The 20,965-nt window shown below is 39.4% G+C and carries 21 protein-coding genes; 11 read left to right on the top strand and 10 right to left on the bottom strand.

What is annotated here, in order from left to right; genetic code table 11:
• Positions 1 to 140: 140 nt before the first annotated feature.
• From V4596_07560 to V4596_07540, 5 genes are all read right to left on the bottom strand, one after another.
• Entirely contained in the window at positions 141 to 977 is an 837-nt protein-coding gene (locus V4596_07560; GenBank protein MES2768985.1) for a hypothetical protein, read from the bottom strand.
• Positions 971 to 2,251: a DEAD/DEAH box helicase gene (locus V4596_07555; protein MES2768984.1), complete on the bottom strand. Its 1,281-nt coding sequence runs from the start codon at positions 2,249 to 2,251 to the stop codon at positions 971 to 973. The genes V4596_07560 and V4596_07555 overlap by 7 nt, the downstream gene beginning before the upstream one ends.
• A 160-nt stretch (positions 2,252 to 2,411) precedes the next feature.
• Positions 2,412 to 2,822, bottom strand: a complete 411-nt coding sequence (locus V4596_07550) for a S8 family serine peptidase (protein ID MES2768983.1) — start codon at positions 2,820 to 2,822, stop codon at positions 2,412 to 2,414.
• Positions 2,734 to 3,795 (bottom strand): S8 family serine peptidase, encoded by a 1,062-nt coding sequence (locus V4596_07545; protein ID MES2768982.1) that lies wholly within the window; start codon positions 3,793 to 3,795, stop codon positions 2,734 to 2,736. The genes V4596_07550 and V4596_07545 overlap by 89 nt, the downstream gene beginning before the upstream one ends.
• A 199-nt stretch (positions 3,796 to 3,994) precedes the next feature.
• The gene (locus tag V4596_07540; GenBank protein ID MES2768981.1) at positions 3,995 to 5,479 is read right to left on the bottom strand and encodes a S8 family peptidase; all 1,485 of its coding nucleotides are present in this window, start codon (positions 5,477 to 5,479) and stop codon (positions 3,995 to 3,997) included.
• 281 nt (positions 5,480 to 5,760) lie between these two features.
• Here V4596_07540 and V4596_07535 point away from each other — a divergent pair, with 281 nt between their 5' ends.
• From V4596_07535 to V4596_07495, 9 genes are all read left to right on the top strand, one after another.
• Complete coding sequence (locus tag V4596_07535) at positions 5,761 to 6,330, top strand: NADH-quinone oxidoreductase subunit B family protein (protein ID MES2768980.1); 570 nt, start codon at positions 5,761 to 5,763, stop codon at positions 6,328 to 6,330.
• Positions 6,327 to 8,006 (top strand): NADH dehydrogenase (quinone) subunit D, encoded by a 1,680-nt coding sequence (nuoD, locus tag V4596_07530; protein ID MES2768979.1) that lies wholly within the window; start codon positions 6,327 to 6,329, stop codon positions 8,004 to 8,006. Before V4596_07535 ends, nuoD begins: the two co-directional genes overlap by 4 nt.
• Positions 8,007 to 8,044: 38 nt before the next feature.
• Positions 8,045 to 8,521, top strand: a complete 477-nt coding sequence (locus V4596_07525; GenBank protein MES2768978.1) for an NAD(P)H-dependent oxidoreductase subunit E — start codon at positions 8,045 to 8,047, stop codon at positions 8,519 to 8,521.
• Positions 8,522 to 8,524: 3 nt separating this feature from the next.
• Complete coding sequence (gene nuoF / locus V4596_07520; protein ID MES2768977.1) at positions 8,525 to 9,841, top strand: NADH-quinone oxidoreductase subunit NuoF; 1,317 nt, start codon at positions 8,525 to 8,527, stop codon at positions 9,839 to 9,841.
• Entirely contained in the window at positions 9,822 to 11,333 is a 1,512-nt protein-coding gene (locus V4596_07515; protein MES2768976.1) for a 2Fe-2S iron-sulfur cluster-binding protein, read from the top strand. The genes nuoF and V4596_07515 overlap by 20 nt, the downstream gene beginning before the upstream one ends.
• Positions 11,330 to 11,854 carry an NADH-quinone oxidoreductase subunit I gene (locus V4596_07510; GenBank protein MES2768975.1) on the top strand — a complete coding sequence of 175 codons (525 nt, stop codon included), beginning with the start codon at positions 11,330 to 11,332 and terminating at the stop codon, positions 11,852 to 11,854. Before V4596_07515 ends, V4596_07510 begins: the two co-directional genes overlap by 4 nt.
• A 78-nt stretch (positions 11,855 to 11,932) precedes the next feature.
• Positions 11,933 to 12,760 (top strand): hypothetical protein, encoded by an 828-nt coding sequence (locus V4596_07505; GenBank protein ID MES2768974.1) that lies wholly within the window; start codon positions 11,933 to 11,935, stop codon positions 12,758 to 12,760.
• Positions 12,761 to 12,935: 175 nt separating this feature from the next.
• A complete protein-coding gene (locus V4596_07500; protein MES2768973.1) occupies positions 12,936 to 13,712 on the top strand; it encodes a TIGR02147 family protein in 777 nt (258 codons plus the stop codon).
• Positions 13,713 to 13,714: 2 nt separating this feature from the next.
• Entirely contained in the window at positions 13,715 to 14,845 is a 1,131-nt protein-coding gene (locus V4596_07495) for a hypothetical protein (protein MES2768972.1), read from the top strand.
• 85 nt (positions 14,846 to 14,930) lie between these two features.
• On the opposite strand, the gene V4596_07490 is transcribed toward V4596_07495, so the two are convergent.
• Positions 14,931 to 15,587 carry an NAD(P)H-dependent oxidoreductase gene (locus tag V4596_07490; protein MES2768971.1) on the bottom strand — a complete coding sequence of 219 codons (657 nt, stop codon included), beginning with the start codon at positions 15,585 to 15,587 and terminating at the stop codon, positions 14,931 to 14,933.
• A 173-nt stretch (positions 15,588 to 15,760) separates the two neighbouring features.
• On the opposite strand from V4596_07490, the gene V4596_07485 reads away from it, so the two are divergent.
• Positions 15,761 to 16,168 carry an Rrf2 family transcriptional regulator gene (locus V4596_07485; protein ID MES2768970.1) on the top strand — a complete coding sequence of 136 codons (408 nt, stop codon included), beginning with the start codon at positions 15,761 to 15,763 and terminating at the stop codon, positions 16,166 to 16,168.
• Positions 16,169 to 16,179: 11 nt separating this feature from the next.
• On the opposite strand, the gene V4596_07480 is transcribed toward V4596_07485, so the two are convergent.
• The gene (locus tag V4596_07480; GenBank protein ID MES2768969.1) at positions 16,180 to 16,623 is read right to left on the bottom strand and encodes a CoA-binding protein; all 444 of its coding nucleotides are present in this window, start codon (positions 16,621 to 16,623) and stop codon (positions 16,180 to 16,182) included.
• A gap of 72 nt (positions 16,624 to 16,695) precedes the next feature.
• On the bottom strand, positions 16,696 to 18,081 hold the full coding sequence (locus V4596_07475; GenBank protein MES2768968.1) for an agmatine deiminase family protein: 1,386 nt from the start codon (positions 18,079 to 18,081) through the stop codon (positions 16,696 to 16,698).
• A gap of 38 nt (positions 18,082 to 18,119) precedes the next feature.
• On the opposite strand from V4596_07475, the gene V4596_07470 reads away from it, so the two are divergent.
• Positions 18,120 to 18,974 (top strand): arginine deiminase-related protein, encoded by an 855-nt coding sequence (locus V4596_07470; protein MES2768967.1) that lies wholly within the window; start codon positions 18,120 to 18,122, stop codon positions 18,972 to 18,974.
• On the opposite strand, the gene V4596_07465 is transcribed toward V4596_07470, so the two are convergent.
• Positions 18,971 to 19,981, bottom strand: a complete 1,011-nt coding sequence (locus tag V4596_07465) for an aspartate-semialdehyde dehydrogenase (protein ID MES2768966.1) — start codon at positions 19,979 to 19,981, stop codon at positions 18,971 to 18,973. The genes V4596_07470 and V4596_07465 overlap by 4 nt on opposite strands.
• 42 nt (positions 19,982 to 20,023) lie before the next feature.
• The gene (locus V4596_07460) at positions 20,024 to 20,953 is read right to left on the bottom strand and encodes a UDP-glucuronic acid decarboxylase family protein (protein ID MES2768965.1); all 930 of its coding nucleotides are present in this window, start codon (positions 20,951 to 20,953) and stop codon (positions 20,024 to 20,026) included.
• Positions 20,954 to 20,965: the final 12 nt, after the last annotated feature.

The raw sequence follows: 20,965 nt of genomic DNA, 5'->3' as shown, positions 1-20,965 counted from the left end.
AATAGTGGAGATTCAAGATCCTCAAGAGGTTGGTTATGCCAATCTCTTTGTATTGCAAATATCAAGTACCAGCTGAGTGATAAATAATTGCAATTGAGACAGAATATGCCTGAGTTTCGAATTACTATTCGATTATCGGATTAAAATTCCCAAGATAAAATCAGTGGCGAAATAAAGTACTGTCCGTACTTATCATACTTTAAATACGGCGATACATAATTCGCGGTGAGTTGATACCAGTCCCATTTCATGGAGAACCCGTAGCCGTATCTATAGTTTTCGATATCTTCTAGGTAAAAATCACTTTGAAATTGTTGAGCAACTTCTCCTTGGAGTCCGATTTTAAAAGAATTTCCGCCAAACACAAAATTTAAGCGAGCGATGGCCTCTCTCATCACGGGACTCTCATGTCCGTACACCATAAAGAGAGCATATTTGGTAAGAAAGCCAAAGCCTATAGAGCCCGCTAGAAAAGAGTTATCAATTTTTTCGCCATACTTATCTGTCTCATCTTTTGCACCGATCACTTTATGGATAAAGTCCGTAATTCTATGGCCTCCAAGACCAGCATAGTATTCTCCACTCACCGCGGACTCAAATTTGAAGTGACCATTGACATAAGAATATCCAAGTCTTGATTCGAGCTGATCCCCGTAAATTCCTTTAGGCGGATCAAATGCTGGCTCTCCAGATCTAGTTTTAATAATAGGAGTGATAAGTCTTCTCTGTGCAGAGAGTTCCCAACCATGATTTTTTGAAGACTGCCAATAGAGAAACAGCGACCCAGAAGCGGTCATTAACTTATCCGTTTCTCCAATATAATCATTATTGAAGAGGTGAAGGGTAAGGCTTTCTTTATTGAGATAAAAGGATCCAGGATCACCAATTCCGGTCATCGGAGTATTTGGTAATTCCCATACAGCGAGGGCGCTCAATGTAAAAAAACATATTGCAAGAGCTGCAAAATATTTTACCATTTTTTCTTTCCGCCTCCGCGTGAATGTCTTCTGCGATTGCCAGGCTTTCTTCCGCCACCGCCACCATTTTCCATCTTCTCGATGGCAGCTTTCGCTTTGCCTTTAGATAAAAGCTTAGCATTAGCCACATCTTGAGAATGATAAGGATGATCCGTAACTACAGGAATAGATCTGCCGATTAATTTTTCAATGTCTTTAATGAATGCTTTTTCTTCAGAATCACAGAACGAAATTGCAATGCCCGAAGCCCCGGCTCTAGCCGTTCTTCCAATTCTATGCACATAGCTCTCGGAAATATTGGGAACTTCATAATTGATCACATGAGTGATGCCATCGATATCAATCCCGCGAGCGGCGATATCCGTTGCGATCAACACGCGAATCTTTCCTGACTTTAAATTTTCGAGTGCGCGTTGTCTTGCGCCTTGAGATTTATTTCCGTGAATGGCTTCCGTGGTGATTCTATTTTTTAATAAAATTTCGGCCACGCGATTGGCCCCATGCTTGGTTCTTGTAAAAACAATCACGCGCTGAAATTCAGGTTTTGCTAATAAAGCTCTAAGTAAATCTCTTTTCTTACTTTTATCCACATACATGACTGACTGTTCGATAAGCTCAACGGTTGTCGCCTGCGGAGTCACTTCCACTTTTGTTGGATTCACTAACATGGAATCTGCAAGCTTCACGATATCTTGTGGCATGGTTGCCGAGAAAAAAAGATTATGGCGTTGCTTTGGGAGCATAGTTAAAATTCTTCTGATCGTATGAATGAATCCCATATCGAGCATTCTATCAGCTTCATCCAAAACAAAAATCTCAACTTTATCCAATCTCAAACATCTTTGCTCAATCAAATCCAAAAGTCTTCCTGGAGTAGCAACCAAAACATCCACGCCATTTCGAAGAGCCTTTACTTGAGGCCCCTGGCCAACTCCACCAAAGATAACGGTGTGGGTGAGTTTGAGATTTTTTCCGTAGGTTTTAAAGCTATCGAAGATTTGAATCGCCAGTTCTCTTGTCGGGGTAAGCACCAGTGCTCTTGGACATTTTGGTTCTGGTCTTTTTTGGTTGGTGGCCAAACGTTGTAAAATGGGTAAAGCAAAAGCTGCCGTTTTACCGGTTCCAGTTTGCGCACAACCTAAAAGGTCTTTTCCTTCCAAGAGAGGAGGGATCGCCTGTTGCTGAATTGGTGTGGGTGTGGTGTAGCCTGTCTCAGTAATAGCCTTTAAAATAGGCTCTATAAGGTTCAGATCAGTAAATTTTTTGGTATCCATTAGTGTGCACATCTCTTTCGTTTAATTGAAAGAGATTATATGCTTAAAAATTAAAAATCTAGGTTTTACTGTTTTAATTGTTCTAATATCGGTAGTTATTACTAAGAAAGGAGCCAGAAGCTCCTTTCTTTTTAGATTTTACAGGTGCGTAAGGTCTAAGTTAGTTCGATTGCGGAACAATAAAGTCAAAATACTCTTTCTCAACATTTAAAGAATTTCTACGTAACCATAAACCTTTCTTAGGTTTTTTCGACCAAGATGGTTTTTCAACTCGAAGGCTTGCAAATTGAGCCGCACCCAGTTTGTAGCTTTGAGCTTTTGACAATAATGTTTGGATGGCTTGAGCGCCACTCAGTGTGGGTTTCTCAATCAAAATCTTGGCCACTTGTCTGGCGATGATCGGTGAAGCCATCGAAGTTCCGCTCAACTCTGTCAGCGTTGTATCTCGGCACTCTTCTCTAAGGGCAGCTACAAGTTTTGCTTTAGAATCGATGTTGTTGAACGTCTCTTGATTTGCAAGTTGAGAAACAGATTTTGACGTGGAGAGACTCAGGAACCGTAGACAAGACATTTACGCCATAGCCAAAAATAAAGGCTCCTTCTGTCATCAGAATATTTGTAAAACTCGCGATTTTCCCATTCTCATCCGTCGCGCCCACGCACAGAATGTTAGGCGCATCTGTTCCGCAAGGCAAACCTAATCTAGCATCTTGGTCGACCCATTTCCCATCATTACCCGCCGCAACCACAATCACGACGTCGGGATTTGCGAGAGCGAATTGTCGGAGTTTCGCCACTCTTGCTTTGTGTTTGGTTTCACTTTCTTCTGACTTTTTTAGATCTTCGTAATTTTTATCTACGATCATACCCAATGACATATTGAGCACTCTTGCGCCGTCCCGAACTGCTGCACTAGAACCAGCAATGATTTGGTCAATAAATAAATCTCCCATATCTTGTTCGAGAAGTTCGCCATTTTTATATTTACTGCTAAAAGGAATTACGCGGTAACCCAATATTCCAATTTCAGGATCATCATATGAAGCAAGTCCTGCCACATGAGTTCCATGGTAAGCGGAAGTTTCAATTTCTTGGACATTATGTCTGAGAGGATTAAGGAAGCTTTCAAACTCAGGATTTTCTCTCAATAGTTGAGCAATGTTATTTGCTTCAGTTTGTGATTTTAGTTTTTCGGTTGGGCCAATCTCCGGATTATAATCCGAAGTTCTCGCAATAAAAGGGGATGCCCAAACGTCTTCGCCGGAGACATCGTAACCAAAGCCCGAAGGTAATGATACGAAGTCATTCAACTTGAAGTGGATATTTTCAACCAAAAGAGGTTGATTGTAATCCACACCGGAATCAATGATTCCCACGAGAACTTTGTGTTGAGAATTGATTCTTTTAAAGTCCCTTTTCACAACACTTGGATTGGCCAATGATTGTCTTTCTGGGATCACGATCGTCTGATCGTCCATCGAATTGCATGACGTCAGTAAAGTCGCTGCCGTAACAACAAGCATTAAATTTGCAAAGATTTTCATAATATTCCCCTCTTAGTAGTTGAGGAGAAAATAGGTGATAAGGATGACTTCTACAAAAATAAAAAGGGAGCTAGTAATTTATACTTAGCTCCCTTTGGCATTCTCTGGAATAAAAGTTACTCCTTATCAGAGTAACTTATAGTCTTCCGCAGAATTATTTATTCATCCGATTATTTGTTCATCCTAATTAGGTTATGAACTATTTGTTCATTAATGATTGAACATTCATTTTACCGTTCGAAGTCACTTTACCTTGAACAGCAGAGATAGATGTTACTGATGTCATTAGAGCATTTTTAACATCTTTCCAAGTTGCCGTTGGATTCTTTGACCAGTAAAGAGCCGCAGCACCAGCAACGTGTGGAGTAGCCATAGAGGTACCATCCCAAGTCACTACGCCCATTCCTAAGAATGAAAGATCCGCAACTGTGTCAGAATATCCACCACCAGAAATGGTAGAGAATACTTTTACTCCAGGAGCTCCGATATCAACTGATTTTGCACCCCAGTTAGAGAATGTACCAAGAGCATTGTTTGCATCTAGAGCCGCAACACTGATGATGTTCTCATGAGTGTATGAAGCAGGGTATGCAGGAGCACTGTTTGTATCGTTATCATAACCTTTACCTTGTTGGTCACCGTTACCAGCCGCCGCAACAAAGAGAGTTCCTTTATCCATAGAATATTGAACGATATCTCTTAAAGCTTGGTTTCCAGCAGCATCATTTGGATCTTCACCAGATGAACCCCAAGAATTTGAAAGAACTTTTGCGCCGTTATCAACTGCGTACTTCACAGCTTTTACCGCATCCGCAGTTGTTCCAGAACCTTTTTCAGAAAGGAATCTTAAGATCATGATTTTTGCGTTTGGAGCAACACCACCGATACCTTTACCGTTGTCGCCGCGAGCTGCAACGTTACCTGCACAGTGTGTCCCGTGACCAGGGTTTCCGCCTGAAGTTAACATTGTGATAAGGTCTGTTTTAAAATCGTAAGGCTTGTTGTCGTTAGAAACGAAGTCCCAACCAACAAGGTCATCAATGTATCCGTTGTTGTCATCATCAATATTGTTACCAGCGATTTCTTTAGAATTTCTCCAAAGATTTGGAAGAAGGTCTTCGTGTTCATAATCAACGCCAGTATCGATCACCGCTACGATGACGTTATCGCCTTTAGCTTTTGACCAACCGTCTTTTACGTTGTTATCAACCATGCCCCATTGTTTGCTGAATTCTGGATCCGCGCCCGAACCAGATACTGGTTGTGCTGCGGGGATTTCAGGATTATCTGGCTTAGGAGCATCCATACCTGGGAATTCTTGTTGTGGTTGAAATTGGCTTGGAGCTTTATTAAGCGCTTTTGCAGCAGCTTTGTTTTGGAATCTGTTTGCCGCGTACAACTTATAGTTAGGTTGAACGTGTGCGATGATGTTCTTTTGGCTCTTCAAAGAATTGATAGCATTCGCTTGTTCTTTGCTTTGCGCTTTAACCAGGATCCATTGCTCTAAAGGAAGTTGTTCAATGGATGAGCCAGCGTCTGAAAAGCTGTTCATTAATTGAGCTTTAACTTTCATTCCTTCTTGAGTGAATTTAACTAGAAACTCTTCGTTAGCCTTCACATTATTTTGTGAAGCAAATGCTGCTGATGCAGCAAGCAAGACGACAGACAATATGATTTTTTTCATGATTTCCCCTCCGTGGTACTTCAAATTGAGCGGTGAACGTCCATTTGTTCGTGCTCAAACATTTATCAATACCTAAGGCTACCTACCTCGACTAAAATCCCCAAGAGAAAAAGTGTTATTTCTACATTAAGATGTGACGCATTGAATATATGATTAATTATTTAGCATGAAGAGATGTCGTCCATCTCGCGTGACAACACGTTTTCACATATGTAATATCATACAATTGATAACCAATTGAATATGAAAAAATACGGTGCGGTATAATGCAAAATAGTACAATGCAAAACAATCTCGAAATTAAAACTGTAGATCTTGAAACTCAAACTCAAGAATTTTTACGAACCGGCGGCTTCACTACAAAGCTTGATGATATCATTGCTTGGGGAAGAAAAAATTCTCTCTGGCCAATGCCCTACGGAACTGCATGTTGCGGAATCGAACTCATGTCAGTGATGGGACCAAAATATGATCTCGCAAGATTTGGAGCAGAGGTTGTTAGATTTTCTCCGAGACAATCCGATTTACTTATCGTTGCAGGAACAATCACAGAAAAAATGGCGCCAGTATTGGTTCACATCTATCAACAGATGTTAGAACCAAAATATGTTCTCTCAATGGGAGCTTGTGCTAGCTCTGGTGGATTCTACCGCGCGTATCACGTTCTTCAAGGTATAGATAAAGTTATCCCAGTTGATGTTTATGTCCCAGGATGTCCTCCCGCACCAGAAGCAGTGATGGATGGAATTATGTTATTACAAAACATGATCGAGACGCACGCGCCTCGTCCATGGAGAGACAACTGGAAAGTTCCGGGATTCTTGCAAGCAGCTGAAGGAAATCATCCATGAACCATTTAGAAAATATCAAATCAGATCTTGGAAATAAATTTTCAAAAAATAATTTCGGTTTCTCTAACCAATTCGGAAATGACGCGATCGAAGTTCCCAAGGAAGCAATCCTTCCATTGATGAGACACTTCAAAGACTCAGGAAGATTCGATTTCTTGATGGATCTTTGTGGAAATGATTTTCCATCTCGTGAAAAACGTTTCGAAGTTGTTTATCAATTGTTCGATACAAAAACTTTCAAACGCTTAAGAGTAAAAACTCAAGTGGCTGATGGTGATGCAGTCGATTCTATCGTTTCAGTTTGGAAAGGTGCGAACTGGTTCGAGAGAGAAACTTACGACATGTTCGGGATTATCTTTAAAGGTCATCCCTATTTAAGAAAAATTCTTACGCACCATCATTTTAAAGGTCATCCACTCAGAAAAGATTATGATCCCAATCATCAACAACACTGCTCAGATGTTTTACCAGTACATTTTGAAAATGACGATTCATACATCATCGATCCAAATAGAAACTTAGTACCATTAAACATTGGTCCTTCACATCCTGCTACTCACGGAACACTTCGTGTGATGGTGGAGCTTGATGGTGAAACAGTGAATAGATCTAACGTAGAGTTAGGATTCTTACACAGATGTTTTGAAAAGATGGGTGAGACTCATTTTTACAACCAGGCAATTCCCTACACAGACAGATTGAACTATTGCTCGGCTCCTATGAACAACATGGGATACTGTAAAGCCGTGGAAAAAATGTTGGGAGTAGAGATTCCGCCAAAAGCCCAAGCAACAAGAGTGATCTTGGCAGAACTTTCTAGAATCATCGACCACATCGTATGTATCGGTGCTAATGGCGTAGATCTTGGAGCACTAACCGGATTTTTCTACCTTTTCGGACTGAGAGAAAGAGTTTACTCCGTATTTGAAAAGCTTTGCGGCGCTCGTTTGACAGTTTCACTCCTGAGAATCGGCGGTATCGCTAACGAACCACCAAAAGGTTGGTACGAAGAAGTTCTAAAGGTGAACGAAGAAATCAAAAAAGGAATCAACGAGATTGATAAGCTTTTAACGAACAACAAAATCTGGATTCAAAGAACTAGAGGCGTTGGCGGAATTTCTATCGAAGACGCAATCGAGTATGGATATACAGGTCCATGCATGAGAGCGACGGGACTTAATTTAGATTTAAGAAAAGCAGATCCTTATTATGGATACGATCAATTGGATTTCGATGTTCCAACTGGAACAACTGGTGACTGTTACGACAGATATCTCGTTCGTCTAGAGGAAATGAGACAATCTACAAAGATCATCGACCAAGTTGCCAAAAATATTCCAGCGGGCGATTACACAATCAGAGATAAAGACATCGTATTGCCAGAGAAAAAAGATGTTTACGGAAACATCGAAGGTTTAATGAACCACTTCATGCTCGTGATCAAAGGAATTAAACCTCCACAAGGTGAAATCTACGATGCAACAGAAGCTGCAAACGGAGAATTAGGATTCTATGTGATGAGCGATGGCGGACCAAAACCATATCGCTTAAGAGCAAGACCACCATGCTTTGCAATTTACCAATCATTTTCTCAATTGATTGATAAGGGTTTAGTAGCTGACGTGATCGCAGTATTAGGAAGTTTAAATTTAATTGCCGGCGAATTAGATCGCTAGTGCTCGCTGTGGCGAGCACTGTATTAAGAAGGGTTAATATGTTTCAACTGAGCAAAGACGGATTAGCATTCGTAAAAAATGAATTAACAAGATACGAGACAAAAAGGTCTGCTGTGCTTCCAGCTTTATTTAAAGCTCAAGAAGAAAACGGCGGATGGGTTTCGCCTGAGGTTGTAGTTCACTTATCACAAGTGATGGATATTCCAATGTCTCAGATCAACGAAGTATTAACTTTCTATACAATGTACAACAAGAAGCCCGTTGGAAAACATCATATCCAAGTTTGTTGCAATATCTCTTGTGCAATGGCAGGCGCTCATGAAATGGCTGATTATCTTTGTGATAAATTAGGCGTTCACGATGGCGAGATGACTAAAGACGGTCGTTTCACAATCTCTAGAGCAGAATGCTTAGGGTCTTGCGATACAGCTCCGGTAATGCAAATCAATATGGATGAATATATCGAAAATTTAACTTATCCAAAGCTTGATCAAATGATCAAGGAACTGAAGTAGACCATGGCAGAAATTAAACTTTTAACTGAACATTATCACAAACCAGAATTTCAAACTCTTGATGGTTACAAAAAAAACGGCGGATACGACGTTTTAAAAAAAGCTTTCAAGATGAAACCAAAAGAAATCATAGAAGAAGTTAAAGCTTCAGGTTTAAGAGGAAGAGGCGGCGCTGGATTTCCAACAGGAATGAAGTGGAGCTTCTTACCCGACAACGGCGAACCAAGATATTTACTCTGTAACGCCGATGAAGGTGAGCCAGGAACATTCAAAGATAGATTGATGATGGAGCGCGCTCCTCACCAATTGATCGAAGGCATGATTATTTCGGCATTCGCTGTTCAATCTAAAAAGAGTTACATCTACATTCGTGGTGAATACACAAAATGTTTGAGTGTTGTTAGAAAAGCTATCAAAGAAGCCTACGATGCAGGACTTTTAGGAAAAAACATCTTAGGTTCAGGCTTTGATCACGATATGGACGTCTACTCAGGCGCAGGAGCATACATCTGCGGTGAAGAGACAGGAATGATCTCTTCTCTCGAAGGTAAAAAAGGCCAGCCAAAATTAAAACCTCCGTTTCCAGCAGTTCAAGGATATTTGGCAAAACCAACTATCGTAAACAACGTGGAAACACTTGCAGCAGTAAAATACATCATCAGAGATGGCGCTGCCGCTTACAAAAAAATCGGAACAGAAAAATCTGCAGGAACAAAATTATTTTCAGTGAGTGGTGATGTGAATAAACCAGGAACATATGAAGTTCCACTCGCCTATCCTCTAAGAGATTTGATCGCTAACGAATGTGGTGGAATGAAGGGCAAATTAAAAGCCGTGATTCCTGGTGGATCATCAGCACCAATTCTCAATGCAGACGAATCAAACAAAGTGAATATGGATTACGAAAGTTTAGCAGCAGCTGGATCAATGTTAGGTTCTGGCGCGGTCATCATCATGAACGAGACTCGTTGTATGGTGGACATGCTGAATGTAATTCTCCATTTCTACCATCACGAATCTTGTGGTCAGTGCACTCCTTGTAGAGAAGGAACTGGCTGGTTAGAAAAAATCGTAAGCAGTATTCTTTTAGGTCGCGGACGTCCTCAAGACATCGATTTATTAGATACAATCGCGCAAAACATGAAAGGTCGCACGATCTGCGCCCTTTCTGATGCAGCGGCATTACCGACTATTAGCTTCGTGCAAAAATTTAGAGACGAATTTGAATTTTATATCAGAGAAGGAAGATCGAAAGTCACAGGACAGCCGATCAAGAGAAAAAACATAAAGGGATCTCACCATGTTGAAATGCACCATTAATGGTAAAGAGGTTCAGGTAAAACCTGGATCTACAATCATTGAAGCCTACATGAAGGCTAAAGAAAATATTGCGCACTATTGTTGGCATCCAGGATTATCAATCGCGGGTGTTTGCAGAATGTGTATGGTTGAGATCGAGGGAAATCCAAGATTACAAATCGCGTGTAACACAACTGTAGCTGAAGGTATGAAGATCAATAACACTTCAGTGAAAGTAAAAGAATCAGTGGAATGGACTCTGGGTTTCCATCTGATCAATCACCCTCTGGATTGTCCAATCTGTGACCAAGCCGGTGAGTGTGGATTACAAGAATACTACATGCAATATGGTAAATACGAACCGGGCATGGCAGAACACAAAGTAACAAAAGATAAAGTTGTCGATCTGGGTTCTAAAATTGTTTTAGATAAAGAAAGATGTATCCTTTGTTCACGTTGCGCGAGATTCACAGAAGAAGTTTCTAAAACAAATGAATTTGGTATTTTCAATCGTGGTGACCACTCAGAGATCGGCACAGTTGATGGAATGCCAGTAGAAAACAACTACGCACTCAATACAGTGGATATCTGTCCAGTGGGTGCATTAACGTCGAAAGACTTTAGATTCCGCCAAAGAGTTTGGTATCTAAAAGACTTCGATACAGTTTGTAACGGTTGTTCTACGGGCTGTAACATTAAAGTTTATTTCAACGAAAACGGACTATACAGAGTAAAGCCAGTTTACAACGAAAAAGTAAATGGCTACTGGATGTGCGATGTGGGCAGAGATGTCTACAAATTCGCAGACCGTGATGCAAGACAAGTGAAAGGTTTGAGAAATTCAAACAATCAAGTATCGCAAGATTTCGCTGGTAAAATTGCTTTAGAAGTTTCGCAACACTTGAATTCGCAAAAAGCAGATTCAATGGCGGTGGTTCTAACAGGTCAATACACAGTGGAAGAATATAAAGACTTCGTTTCGTTCTTTAAAGCGAAAGGCGTTTCACAATTCTATCACTGGATCAATAATCCAGATAAATTGAACGACTTTGATGGCATTTTATACCGTGGTGACAATAACCCGAATACAAAAGGTCTCGCTAAAACATTAGCTGACGAAGGCATAAAAGTAAAACCTTGGAACGAATTATTTGAAAACGTAGAATCCAGCAAAGTAAAAACTGTTGTTGTGGCAGGACCTGAGATTCAAAAATTCTACCCAGATCTTGAAAGCGTGTTCACTAGATTGAACAAAGCCGACACTCTTGTTTGGTTAACTCCAGGTAAGAACGATCTTTTCGAAAAAGCAAATTATGTGATCCCAACAAAATCATTCACTGAAAAGAATGGAACTTTCGTAAACCATGCGGGAGTTGAGCAGAAGATCAAGAAAGGTGTAACTGTAGTTTCAGAAGCACTGACATTGAGTGATGCCTCTCAGTTATTCTCTGGAAAAACAGCGGTAGGTTTTGAGTCTAATGTCTCTAAAGGTCACGCAGGAGCAACGTTATGAGTGAAGTAGCTAAACCAAATAGATTATCGTCTTGGTATTTACCAGGGATCTTTGTAGGTCTTGGAATCACGTTTAAAAACATGATGAGAAATCTTTTAAATAAAGATCAAATGCAAACTCTCAACTACCCAGAAGAGAAGTTTGAATATTCTCCAAGATTCAAAGGCACTCACGTTTTAACAACGAAAAAAGACGGAAGCTTAAGATGCACAGCTTGCATGCTTTGCGCGACAAACTGTCCTGCAACTTGCATTTCCATTGTTGCTAGTGAACACGTCGATCCAAAAGTAGAAAAATACCCAATCACATATGAAATTGATATGTTGAGATGTGTATTTTGTGGCTTTTGTGAAGAAGCTTGTCCAGTAGACGCCATCCGTATGGGCCCAGAGTGGCAAGTAGCTGGAAGAAACGGATCCAACTTCATCTACGGAATCCAAGATCTAGCCTACAGACCACAACTCAAAGGCGGAATCCAATCCGTCCTAGACGACGAAGAACGCCACACATCAGGAATCTAAAGGTGAGCCGCACCTTTTCCAAAGGTTTGCGTCATTCCAAAAATTTAATTTATTATAAAATAATTAAGGAGAAATAAAATGTTAAAAAAACTATTGATCGCACCCGTAATTTTACTGTGCGTTCTCACTTTGAGCATTTCTGCTCAGGCACAAACAGCTACAAAGAAAAAAATAAAGAAGACAGTGGTAACGACAACTACTGAAGAAGTTGATGAAAACGGAAAAGTAATTAAGAAAACTGAAAAAGTTGAGTCTGAAACTGATGATTCAGATCCTGAAGTAAAAGCAGAACCAAAAGAAGAAGCTCCAAAAAATGTTTGGGCAGGAATGCCAACACCTAATGAAGATTGGTATACACTTTGGGGATTGGGTTTTTCAAAAGCAAGTTACTCTGGAGATTTAGGCGATGCTTATGAAAAATCGGCTGATGCCCCTGGCATTGACCGCAGCTCGACAATGAACCTTGATATTTTGGGTTTTTATTGGCCACTTTCTGGTCACAAAACTATGATGGGATTCATTTTTAACGTTGCAGGAGATACGGCAGAAGACAATGTTGGTGGAGAACTATCTTTATACACTTATCTTATGGGGTTCAGTGTTCATCATTTCTTTGGTCGAAATATTGGTGATGGTTGGTTTGTAAGAGGTGATGCAGGTTTATCTTGGGCAACAGTAGAACTCTCAAGCAGTGGAATAACAGCTGAAGAGCGATCAGACATGACTCTTGGTTTCATGTTCGGAGGTGGTTACGGATTTGCCATTGGTGAAGAAACTAGGCTGTTAGTGGGATTATATATTCGCCCACTTCCAGAGATGAAGGCTGATGGATTCACATACGGAGGAGACCCTGTTAGTAAAATTAAAGGAACGATAACTAACTTCTCAGTTGGGTTTTTGTTCTAATTTTTTCAAGGTATTTAATATTTCTAAAAGAAAAAAGCCGACTTTTCAGTCGGCTTTTTTGCTATTATAAAAGGTACGCCGGTTATATTGAATATAAAATATACATGTTGATTTGTTCTCAACAGATTGTTTATTAAATTGTTTCCATATCTTCAAACTCTGCTACAAAGCTTTCATGGAAACAACGCCCGGAACAACATTTAGAAATTTTTTAAGAAACGAGCTAAAAGAACGTAGCCAAAAAAATGCTAGCTATTCTTTGCGCGCCTTTGCAAAGCAGTTAGGGGTATCGGCTGCAGGATTATCCAAAGTCATGAGCGGCAAAATGCCACTCTCCTTATCATTCATTGAAAAAATTGGAGATAAGTTAAAGTTAAGTGAGGAGCAGGTTCAAAACCATCAAATCACCTTACTGTCAGAAAAAAAAGGATTGAATACGCGCGAGAAAGAGTTCGAGTTCATTGAGCAAGAACGATTCGAGATTATAAAAGAATGGTATCATTACGGTATTTTAAACCTAATGCGAGTCGAAGGATTTAAGCCAAACGCATCGTGGGTAGCCAAACGTTTAGGAATCACTATTGGCGAAGTCCAAGGAGCTGTAGAACGACTGCAAAATGTAGGTCTTCTAAAAGTTGAAGATAGTAAGTGGGTCGATGTTTCTTCAATCTTCATTTCACATACGAATAATAAGAAGTTTAGTGAAGCTGCCAAAGAAAACCAGAAACAGCTTTTTACTAAAGCACTAAGTGCAATAGATGAGGTGGATTTCAAGGAACGAAATCACACGGGAACAGGGGTTGCATTTTCATTAAAAGATTTAGATCAAGTAAAAGAATTTATTAACAAATTCCGGAAAGAATTTGCCAGTCGGTTTGATAGACAGCATGGCGCTGATGATGTCTATCAACTCAGTGTCGCATTCTTTCCTTTAACAAAAAAAAGGAAGTAGATATGAATATTTTAAAATTAGGGCTTATAGCTATTTTTATTGGATTAAACATAGCAAATGCAGCAACGGATGGTGGTGGTGCTGGAGGCTTTTGTGTTGAGGATCAATGCGTAACATTGGCAGAAGCTGGTTTTCGAATTAAAGAAAAATCATTAGACACGCCTGTTGTATCATCCGCTGTATTTAATGAGATGAAAAGTATCATTCAGTCTTTACCTTTAACTGTAGAAATGAAATCAGATTTGGTATTGTATTCAACTGGCACTTCGGAAATATACAAAAAAGTTGATTCCTATAATGAGGAAAACTTCGATAGCTATAAAAGCGAATATAGAAAGATACTCAGTGAAAATCCTCAGTATAAGCCAAACCCAGCAGAGGAGTTAAAGCTTTTTGCTGTATCCAATAGGGACAACACTTATATTTTACCAAAATTCTATTCTCTAAGCACACGTTCTCAAGCGCTGGTATTAATCCATGAAGGAATTATTCGTAAAACTCAAAAAGTTCCTTTGGCGTTGCGAATTGACGGAGCCATTCAAGATAATTTAGATGGTAACTTTAATTCATATGACATTGTGTACGTTCTTTTATCAGCGGGTTTTAGAGTTGAACATCTAATAAGCCAATATGAATTATGGAATAGTAGGAATCATGACTCTGGGCCATCTGTTTTACCGTCACAGACGATCACTCTCTGGAGTTATATGAGAGAAAAAACTACTACAGATTCAACTAGATTAGTAGATATCTCCAGCTTATTTAAAAAGACAAGCCCATATAATCATGGTTTAAAAAATAATAAGCGGGTGCATAGTTTAGATGCAAGTACTATGGCAGAAATATATGAAAAAGATAAGCGCTTATGGAGAATTTTTACTGAAACCGAAACTGCTCAGTTGCTTTCAATTTCATTTGAAAGGAATGAAGCTTTGTTAAAAAGTATCAATGTATTATGTAAGTCTGCGCCAGACGGAATATATGGGCTGTTATTTCCTAAAGATCTAATCAAAAATTATAACTTAACCTCGGTGAGTGCTCACATCGCTTATTATTTAAAGTGTAGCAAACAACAATCAGTCGAGTTCGGTAGTCTCCAGGCGAGTGGGTTGTACGCGATTAAATTAAAATAGTTACGAATAACTACAACAATCTAACTTGCAAGCAGTAACGAATCAACACAGCTATTCTTGATAAGACAAGAATAGCTGTGTTATTTTATTTTACATATTCGATTATATCTTCTTGTCTAAATCTAACCTTCTTTAAGTTCTGATAATTATCTTCCGGATGACGATAGCCCAGAGCAACAGTTGCTACCGTTCTCCAACCAGAATTTTTTAAGTTTAAAATTTCATCGTAAGCCTTAGGGTCAAGGCCTTCCATAGGAGTGGCATCAACTTTTAACAACGCGGCAGTTTCTAATAGAAACCCCATAGCGATGTAAGCTTGTCTCTGTGCCCAGCTATCAATCGTTAAGGATCTCGGTCCTTGAATTAGATTTTCGATCATCATTTTTTTATAACTGTCGAGAGTTCCCAAGGGGACGTTTCTCACGTCCGCGATTCTTTCTATGTATTTTTGAATATGCTCTTCGTCTAATTTTTCCTTATATAAGAAGACCACGTAATGGCTTGCGTCTGTCACTTGGGTTTGATCCCAAGAGACAGACTTAAGCTTATTACGGAGGGCAGGATTTTCGATGACTAGGAATTTCCATGGTTGCAATCCATATGATGAAGGAGCTTGCTGAAGAGAATCTGTTAAGACTTGCCAGTCTTTCTCAGAGATCTTCTTTTTGGGATCGAAACGTTTAGTAGCATAGCGCCAATCGAGCGCTTCTTGAATGTGACTTTGTGAGACTGAATTGTCCATGGTTTACTCCCTAGAGCATCTTAAATGTGCTCATTACTGTTACAGTATGAGGCCAATTATAAAGTTTGGCAAGTCCAAAATGTAACAATCAAGAGCACATTTAAATCTCATATAATGGAAATGGCTAAATATTGGAATTGTTTATTCAATTAAGTCGTGCTATATTTATATACATGTTGGATCAAAAATTTTCTGTATCAATTCATATCATGACAGTTTTGGCTTACCACCAAGGTGAGCTGATGACGTCCGAGCAATTGGCGGGAAGCATACGTACAAATCCTACAGTTATCAGAAGGCTTGTCGCAAAATTGGTGGACGCAGGTTTACTGGAATCTTTTAAGGGCAAGTCGGGTGGTGTAAGAATATCTAAAAGTGCTAAGTCCATTTCTTTAAAAGACATTTATGCGGCAGTTTCTAACAAGCAATTGATAAATACTCCAGACAAGGAGCCTCATAAGCAATGTGCGGTCAGCTGTTCGATGAAAGAGATTCTTTGTGGTTTTGCCAAGAACTTTGAGTCCAATTCAATGAATTATCTTTCTAAAATCAAACTCTCAGATTTTATATCTAAAGTTTAATAGTTTAATTTTTAAACAGCTTGAGATTTCTCTTTAGTGCCTTCGTTGTGTTGAATGTATTTTCTATGTTCCTTTAAAATACACAAATTAGAAATCACGAGTATCCCAGCTTTAGCTGCTTTTTCTTCCGCTTCAGGATGAGTCACGCCTTCTTGCAACCAAAGAACTTTTGCTTTCATTTGTATAGCTTGGTCTACAATTTCAGGAACAGCTTTTGAGTCTCTAAATACATCTACGATTTCGACTTGCCCGGGAACTTCAGAGAGAGAGTTGTAGCAAGGCTGATCTAATATTGAGGCATGACCTGGATTCACGCCAACAATATTATATCCTTTTCTGATCATATATCGTGTAACGGAATTGCTGGGTCTTTCTTCGTTAGGGCTCAAGCCAATAACGACAATCTTTTTGTAATTTTGAAGGGCTTCTTTTATTTGCGTTGGTTTTGCATTCATAGTCTTAATTCTACTACGGGAGGCCGTGATGTAAAGCCTACTTTTAAAATGTGTTATAAATTAGTCAAAAAACTAATAGCGGATCAACATTTTAGGAGCTAAAAGCGGATGTGTTTTAGTTTTTCCAGATGTGTCTGTTACAGAAATATAAAACTCTCCACTTTTTTTATTAGTCTGTGCTTTATATGTATGATTGTGGTCAAGGATCAAAGTCAGGCGTTCCACCTCATTGCCATTTTCAACAAAAATAGCTTCTGCTTTTAGAACTTCACTATTAGGGCTTGGAATAATTTCTGCGCTAACAGTAAGTTGGTTGGATGTAAAAACAGGAGTTTGAATTTGAGGAAAGATAAATATGGTGTCTTTTTTAATTAAATTTCTTGTTCGACAGTGAACAGAATCTCCCCATTCAGTTCCCTCTGCATCGACACCAACAATTTTGTATCCAGGGAGTGCCTGCTGATAAACTCTCTTGGCTTCGTCGTCACCAGCGTCTCCGTAGGTTGGGAAGTAAAGAGCGCCGTTACTGATGAAGGAGTTGATGTAAGCTCTATAATATTCTCTAGACTGACCTTTGGAAGCTGAATTCATTCTCAAGCGAAAAATTTTGTATGGTGTTCCGTAAGGACTGACTTTTGATTTTAAAATCTGAACCATTCTTTCCGCGTCCGTATAAAATCTGGAATTTTTTGGAAATTCGCTAAAAACCCAAGTGTCTGGTGCAACTAGTTTTCCAAAAGTATCCAAATGTTCAATGGTCGCATTTTTTCCCAATTCAGATCGGGTATAAGAGTTAATGCCCAAGAAGTTCAGCATGCGCTCTAGAACTTGAGCCACACTAAAGTTATTATTTTCAGTTTCCACAAGTGTCGAAGAGAAGGCATTTCCTAGGCCATCGCTATAGTAATTCCCACCAGTATGAACGAGACCTGGTTTATAAACCGGAACATCGAGTTGTCTTCCAATAAATTCTGGAACCACATCATCTTCTGGGCGCGGGCGATTATAAATAGTGTCAACGATCCCAAATTTACCACTCCCATCGACAATCCACCATGGACCGTAATCACGAATCCAAATGCTATCCGTTGGAACAATATAAAAACTGAATTTAGATTCATCGAGATTTAAATTCTTAATACTGGCCAGCCAAGAATTTTTACCAGAGTTATTTTGAGTTAAAATTTTAACATTTCCATGCTCGGAAAGAGCTTTGATTAGAGAATCATTCTGCCAAAGGGTCATTGCAGCGTCTGCTTCTTCCCATTCTCCAAGGGAATGCACGGGTCCCATTGGAGGAGCTGTCACGTTTCTCATTTGACCTTGAAGGTAACTTTCGAGAAGTGGCTTTTCTTTTTCTGTCAAACCTATCGGAAGATTCTCCGCGTGAGCAGCAAAAGAATTTAGGACAAACAAATTTATTGATAACAAAGTTAGAATAAGTGAGTATTTTATCATCTGATAATTACAAATCCCATAGGGAATAGAGTCAACTTATGAAAAAAATATTAATGGTCACGCCAGAGTTTTTTGATGTCGAGTACGCTATAAATCCATATATGACATCTAGTGATGGTCAACTGCATAAAATCGATCGTTTAAAAGCGCAGAGTCAATGGAATGAATTAAGGAATGCCTATTCAAAACTAGGATATGCAGTCGATGTGCTCCCAGGTGTAAAAGGACTTCCAGATATGGTTTTTGCGGCAAACCAAAGTTTTCCATTCTGGGATCATAAAAAAGAACAACCTTCCGTCATTATTAGCAGTATGAGATCAGAGTTTAGGAAAAATGAAGTATCGTATTTCGAAAAATATTATTCTGAAAACAAATATACAATTTATCATCTCCCTTTAGATAAGTTCGGAGAGAAATCCGGACAAGCCTTCGAAGGAAACGGCGATGCACTGATTAGACCAGGTAGAAAACAAATTTTCGGTGGTTATGGTTTTAGAACTGACAAAAATGTTTACAATGAAATTCAAAGGATTACAAATTACGAAATTTTTCTTTTGGAACTAAAAAAAGAACATTTCTATCATCTTGATACATGTCTTTCATTCTTAGATGAAAATACAATAGCCATTGTGCCCGAGGCTTTTACTAGTGATGACCTAAGATCTTTAAAGAATAAATTTGCAAATATAATTGAAATTGATATCGACGAGGCCAAAAATAATTTTGCAGGAAACTGCCACTGCCCAGATGGAAAGAATGTGATCCTTCAGAGTGGTTCTGAAAAATTAATCAAATCACTTCACAATCATGGATTTAAAACCATAGAAGTAGACACTTCAGAGTTTATGAAGTCCGGAGGCTCGGTATTTTGTATGAAGATGATGTGCTATTAACGTTGTTTAATTGCATTCTGACTTTGTAGATATTCGGCTATCTGTACGGCATTAAGGGCCGCACCTTTTAAAAGCTGATCTCCCGACAAGAATAAATCTATTCCACCATCAAACACGAGGCTAGCTCTGATTCTGCCAACTTCTACATCATACTTATTTGCAGCATTGAGAGGCATTGGATAGATTTTTTCCGCAGGGTTATCGACAACTTGCACGCCCTTGGATTTTTTTAAGATCTCACGAACTCTTTCAGGAGTTGCAGGTCTTTCAAATTCCATTGTCACAGCCTCACTGTGGGCTCGGAGAGTTGGAATTCTAACTGCCGTGCAAGAAATTTTTGGAGATTCATCGCCCATGATTTTTCTAGTTTCCCAAGCCACTTTCATTTCTTCTTTGGTATAACCATTATCTTGAAATACATCAATATGAGGAATGATATTGAATGGGAGTGGGTGAGCGAAAACTTCATTTCCAGGTTTCTTATCTTCAAAATAAACTTTTGTTTGTTCCAACAGTTCATCCATACCTTTTGCACCAGCACCGCTTGCCGCCTGATATGAGCTCACGATCATTTTTTTAATTTTAAACTCTTTGTGCAAAGGGTAGACCGCAACAACAAGAATCGCTGTCGTACAATTTGGATTAGCAATAATGCCTTTATGCTTTAGAGCTGCTTCCGCATTCACTTCAGGAACTACAAGGGGCACATCTTTATCGTACCTAAAAGCGCTAGAGTTATCGATAACGATTGATCCACCTGCGACCCAATGAGGAGCATAGGTTTTGGAGATCGCCCCACCTGCTGATGCCAAAATTATATCTGCTGGAATTGCGCCTTCAGGCATAGCCTCTACAGTTATACTCTTGCCTTTGAATTGAATGATTTTACCAGCGCTCTTTGGTGATGCATAAAGTTTGAGTTCACTAAATTTTAGAGAGCTTTTTTCTAATACACTTAAAAATTCATAACCAACGGCACCAGTAGCGCCAACGATTGCAAGTTTCATTTATAGTTCCTATTTTTTTAATTCTTTATCGACTGGATATCTCTACCGGATATCTCTAAAGTATTCAAATGTCTTTTGAAGTCCCACTTCTAAAGAGATTTTGGGTTCCCAGTTGAGAACTTCTTTAGCGCGAGTGATGTCAGGTCTTCTTCTCTGTGGATCATCTGTAGGAAGAGGTTTAAATTCTATTCCCGCAGTGTTTCCCAAAAGCTTATTGATGGTTTCAGCAAGTTCTAACATCGTCAGTTCACGAGGATTTCCTACATTCACAGGACGAGTTTCACGACTCTCCATGAGTTGAAATAAGCCTTCAACTTCGTCGCGCACATAGCAGAGTGATCTGGTTTGCTTTCCAGTTCCAAAAACAGTCAGAGGTTTTTTTGCGATAGCTTGAGAAAAGAAATTCGGGATCACTCTTCCATCTTCGGGTCTCATGCGAGGTCCATAAGTGTTAAAGATTCTAACGATTCTTGTGTCCACACCATAAGTGCGATGATAAATCATCGAGAGAGCTTCGCCGTAACGTTTTGCTTCGTCATAGCAGCTTCTTGGTCCAAGGCAACTTACATTTCCACGATAGTCTTCTTGTTGTGGATGGACTTCCGGATCTCCATACACTTCGCTTGTTGAAGCAAAGAATACTCTAGCACCAGTTTCTTTTCCAACTTCAAGAAGATTTCTATGTCCGATAGAAGCAGTTTCCATGATGAACATCGGAATTTTTTCAAAATCAATCGGCGAGGCCGGTGAAGCCATATTATAGATCTGATCAAATTTTTGATCGAACTTTAATGGCTCTCGAATGTCTTTTTCAATAAGGCGAATTTTGTCTTTGATATGAGCAAGATTCTTCTTACTTCCGGTAATGCAGTTGTCGATCACAGTCACTTCATAGTTCTTCTCTAAGAGAAGATCTACAAGATGACTTCCAACAAAACCTGCTCCACCTGCAACTAAAACTTTTTTGCTCATCCAGTGAATCCT

Source organism: Bdellovibrionota bacterium (assembly GCA_040386775.1).
In the GTDB taxonomy this organism is placed as follows: Bacteria; Bdellovibrionota; Bdellovibrionia; order Bdellovibrionales; family JAEYZS01; genus JAEYZS01.
This window is presented reverse-complemented; position numbering and strand designations above follow the sequence as displayed.